The organism is Cellulomonas sp. P4_B5_2, from assembly GCF_056402235.1.
This window is the reverse complement of record NZ_JBFUHU010000303.1, coordinates 1-4,580: the sequence shown is the minus strand read 5'-3', so window position 1 is coordinate 4,580 and position 4,580 is coordinate 1. Positions and strand designations below refer to the sequence as shown.

The following is a 4,580-nucleotide window of genomic DNA, read 5'->3' as shown; positions in this document are numbered from 1 at the left end:
AGCCCGGACGGTCCCCGGGCGAGCACCGCGAGGCGGCGATGCGGATGTGGGGTCGGCGGCAGGAGGCCGGGACCGCGGCCGTCAACGCGACGCTCGCGTGGCTGCTGGAGCCCGACGCCGAGCTGTTCCGGCTGCCCGTCGACGACGTGATCGAGCTGCTCACCWCGGTGCTGATGGGCTCGTCGATGCGGACCGTGGACGCGCTGCGGCGCGGGCTCGAGGTCCCACCCCCGAGCCCGGAGCGGCTGGCTGACCTGGTCCTGCACGGCGTCCTGGCCGAAGGGAGCCCGCGATGCTGATCACCCTGCTCAAGGAGCACCTGCGGCCCTACCGGAGCGCGGTCGTCGCCGTGGTCGTGCTCCAGCTGGTGCAGACCATCGCGACGCTCTACCTGCCCAGCCTCAACGCGCGGATCATCGACGACGGCGTGGCGCAGGGCGACACCGCGGAGATCATGCGGCTCGGTGGCGTGATGCTCGCGGTGAGCCTGGTGCAGGTGATCGCGGCGGTGATCGCCGTGTACTTCGGCTCCCGCACCGCCATGGCGTTCGGCCGCGACGTCCGCAAGCGGCTGTTCGGGCACGTGCAGACGTTCTCGGCGCAGGAGGTCGCCAAGTTCGGTGCCCCGACGCTCATCACCCGCACGACGAACGACGTGCAGCAGGTGCAGATGGTGGTGCTGCTGACGTTCACCCTGATGATCATGGCGCCGATCATGCTGGTCGGCGGCGTGATCATGGCCATGCGCGAGGACGTCGGCCTGTCCGCGGTGCTCCTGGTCTCGGTGCCCGCGCTCGGCATCGTCGTGGCATTGATCGTCACGCGGATGATCCCGTACTTCCGGTCGATGCAGAAGCGGATCGACGCCATCAACCGGGTGCTGCGCGAGCAGATCGCGGGCGTCCGCGTGGTGCGCGCGTTCGTGCGCGAGCGCCGGGAGTCCGCGCGGTTCGACGGGGCGAACACCGACCTCTACGACACCTCGCTGCGGGTGGGCAAGCTCATGGCGCTGATGTTCCCGGCGGTCATGCTGGTGCTCAACGCCACGACGGTCGCCGTCCTCTGGTTCGGGGCGCAGCGCATCGACGCCGGGCACCTGATGATCGGGCAGCTGACCGCGTTCCTGTCGTACATCGCGTACATCCTCATGGCCGTGATGATGTCGACGATGATGTTCGTGATGGTCCCGCGGGCCGTCGTGTCCTCCGAGCGCATCGGCGAGGTGCTGGACACCCGCACCTCCGTGGTCCCGCCCTCGCAGCCGGCGACGCTGCGCACCGGCCCCGAGTCGCGGCCCGGCCTCCTGGAGCTGCACGGCGTCGAGTTCCGCTACCCGGGCGCCGAGCGCGCCGTGCTGCACGGCGTGGACCTGGTGGCGGAGCCGGGGAAGACCACGGCCATCATCGGCTCCACCGGCGCCGGGAAGACGACCCTGCTCAACCTCATCCCGCGGCTGTTCGACGTGACCGGCGGCGAGGTGCTCATCGACGGCGTCGACGTGCGCGCGCTGGACCCCGACCAGCTGTGGACCCAGATCGGCCTGGTCCCCCAGAAGCCGTTCCTCTTCGTCGGCACCGTCCGCTCGAACCTCGAGTACGGCAAGCCCGGTGCGTCCGACGACGAGCTGTGGCACGCGCTCGAGGTCGCGCAGGCGCGCGACTTCGTCGAGGCGCTCGAGGGTGGGCTCGACGCGCCGATCTCGCAGGGCGGCACCAACGTCTCGGGCGGTCAGCGTCAACGCCTGGCGATCGCGAGGGCGCTGGTACGGCGGCCGAACATCTACCTGTTCRACGACTCGTTCTCGGCGCTCGACTATGCGACGGACGCGCGGTTGCGGGCGGCGCTGGTGCCCGAGACCCGGGAGGCCACGGTGCTGGTGATCGCGCAGCGCGTGGCGACCATCCGGAACGCGGACAGCATCGTGGTCATGGAGGACGGCCTGGTGGTCGGCGTCGGCACGCACGCCGAGCTGCTGGAGTCGTCGGAGACCTACCGGGAGATCGTGTACTCGCAGGTCAGCGTGGAGGAGGCGGCATGAGCACCGAGGAGCGCGAAGCCACGCCGCAGCGGCTTCCCCCGCCCGGGCGCGGCCCTCGTGGCGGCGGCCCGATGATGAACCTCGGCATGCCCGGCGAGAAGTCGATGAACTTCCGCGAGTCCGCGTCGCGGTTCCTGCGCGAGATGCGCGGCGAGCGCGCACCCATGGCCCTCATCGTCGCGCTCGCGATCGCCTCGGTGTTCCTGGCGGTCATCGGGCCCAAGCTGCTCGGCAACGCCACCAACATCATCTTCGACGGGGTCATCGGCACCCAGCTGGGCTCCGCGTTCCCGGCCGGCACCACCACCGACCAGGCGGTCTCGGCGCTGCGCGCGAGCGGGCAGGACACGTTCGCGGACGTCGTCGCCGGCAGCGGGGCCGTGCCCGGGGTCGGGATCGACTTCGACCGGCTCTGGCAGCTGCTGATGATCGTGCTGCTGATCTACGTGGGCTCGTTCCTGTTCGGCTGGCTGCAGGGGCGGTTGACCGCGGTCGTCGTGCAGCGCGTCGTGTACGGGCTGCGTCAGCGGGTGGAGGCCAAGCTGTCGCGACTGCCGCTGCGGTACATCGACGGCCAGCCGCGCGGTGAGCTGCTGAGCCGGGTGACCAACGACATCGACAACGTCGCGCAGACCCTGCAGCAGACGCTCTCGCAGCTCATCACGTCGGTGCTCACGGTGGTCGGCGTGCTGGTGATGATGTTCCTCATCTCGCCGCTGCTGGCCGTGATCGCGCTGGTCACCGTGCCGCTCTCGGTGATGATCGCCGGGGCCATCGCCAAGCGGTCGAGGCCGCAGTTCATGGAGCAGTGGGCGTGGACCGGCAAGCTCAACGCGCACATCGAGGAGATGTACACCGGGCACGCCCTCGTGACCGTGTTCGGTCGGCAGGCCGAGGCGGCCGAGGTGTTCGCCGAGCGCAACGAGAAGCTCTACGACTCGAGCTTCCGGGCGCAGTTCATCTCCGGGATCATCCAGCCCGCGCTCGGCTTCGTCGCCAACCTCAACTACGTGATCGTCGCCGTCGTCGGCGGGCTGCGGGTGGCGTCCGGGACCATGACCCTCGGTGACGTGCAGGCGTTCATCCAGTACAGCCGGCAGTTCACGCAGCCGATCACGCAGATCGCGTCGATGGCCAACCTGCTGCAGTCCGGCGTGGCCTCGGTGGAGCGGGTGTTCGAGCTGCTGGACGCCCCGGAGCAGTCGCCCGACCCGACGGACCCGACCCCGCCGGTCCAGCCCACCCGGGGGCGGGTCGCGTTCGAGCACGTCGCGTTCAGCTACTCGCCGGACAAGCCGTTGATCCATGACCTGTCGCTCGTGGCGGAGCCGGGGGAGACCATCGCGATCGTCGGACCCACGGGCGCCGGGAAGACGACGCTGGTCAACCTGCTCATGCGGTTCTACGAGGTGGACGGCGGCCGGATCACCCTCGACGGCGTCGACACCCGAGAGCTGACCCGCGACGCCCTGCGCTCGCAGATGGGCATGGTCCTGCAGGACACCTGGCTCTTCGGCGGCACGCTGGCGGAGAACATCGCGTACGGCGCCGACGGTGCGACCCAGGAGGAGATCGTCGCCGCGGCGGAGGCGACGCACGTGGACAAGTTCGTGCGCACGCTGCCCGACGGCTACGACACGACGGTGGACGACGAGGGCTCGAACGTCTCGGCGGGCGAGAAGCAGCTGCTCACCATCGCGCGCGCGTTCCTGGCCGACCCGGCGATCCTCATCCTCGACGAGGCGACCTCCTCGGTGGACACCCGCACGGAGGTGCTGGTCCAGCAGGCGATGAACGCGCTGCGGCACGGGCGGACGTCATTCGTCATCGCGCACCGCCTGTCCACGATCCGCGACGCCGACACCATCCTCGTCATGGAGGACGGCGCGATCGTCGAGCAGGGGTCGCACGACGAGCTCCTCGCCGCCGGTGGCGCATATGCCCGGTTGTACGCGAGCCAGTTCGCCGCCGCGGTGGCGCCGGTGGACTGACGTCCCGGAGAACGCCCTGAGCAGGCACGTACGCTCGGGCGCATGTCATCCCAGGGGTTCCCGCGCGACCGCATGACGATCGCGTTCTACGGCCCCTTCGTGGTGTGGGGTTGGTTGCTCTACAGCTTCAACCCGAGCGTGCCGCTGCTGGCCGACGAGCTGGGCATCTCCGCCGCCCAGGCCGGGCTGCACGGGACCGCGATGGCCGTCGGAGCGATCGCGGCGTCGCTCGCCACACCACGGCTCGTGCGTGCGCGGGGTCGGCGGGGTGCGATCGTCGTCGCGTCCGTGCTGGTGGCCGTCGGTGCGTGCGGCATCGTGGCGGCCCCGGGTCTGGTCTGGAGCCTCAGCGCGATGGTCGTCGTGTCGCTGGGCGGCAACGTCGCCATCAGCTCGACGCAGGCAGGGCTGGCGCTGCAGCACGGCAGCAAGGCGTCCGCGGCCCTGACCGAGGGCAACGGGGTCGGGTCCTCGGTCGGGCTGCTCGGCCCGCTCGCCGTCGGCGCCTGTGTGGCCGTCGGCTGGGGGTGGCGCCCGGCCGTGGCCGTGGC

The 4,580-nt window shown here is 70.7% G+C and carries 3 protein-coding genes and 1 pseudogene; all 4 read left to right on the top strand.

Translation table 11 applies throughout. The features are described 5' to 3' along the window. Positions 1-299, top strand: a pseudogene (locus tag AC1DUQ_RS18025) (hypothetical protein); the annotation flags it as partial. After that, the gene (locus AC1DUQ_RS18020; RefSeq protein ID WP_477074272.1) at positions 293-2,038 is read left to right on the top strand and encodes an ABC transporter ATP-binding protein; all 1,746 of its coding nucleotides are present in this window, start codon (positions 293-295) and stop codon (positions 2,036-2,038) included. The pseudogene AC1DUQ_RS18025 and the gene AC1DUQ_RS18020, both read left to right, overlap by 7 nt. Continuing rightward, positions 2,035-4,029, top strand: coding sequence for an ABC transporter ATP-binding protein (locus AC1DUQ_RS18015; RefSeq protein ID WP_477062823.1), 1,995 nt, complete (start codon positions 2,035-2,037; stop codon positions 4,027-4,029). The genes AC1DUQ_RS18020 and AC1DUQ_RS18015 overlap by 4 nt, the downstream gene beginning before the upstream one ends. A 42-nt stretch (positions 4,030-4,071) precedes the next feature. Further along, positions 4,072-4,580: MFS transporter (locus AC1DUQ_RS18010; RefSeq protein ID WP_477074271.1), on the top strand; the 509-nt coding region annotated here is incomplete at its 3' end.

What these genes read in the sequence shown, in the direction of transcription:
- AC1DUQ_RS18015 (WP_477062823.1), top strand. Translation starts at nt 2,035, where the DNA reads ATGAGCACCGAGGAGCGCGAAGCCACGCCGCAGCGGCTTCCCCCGCCC.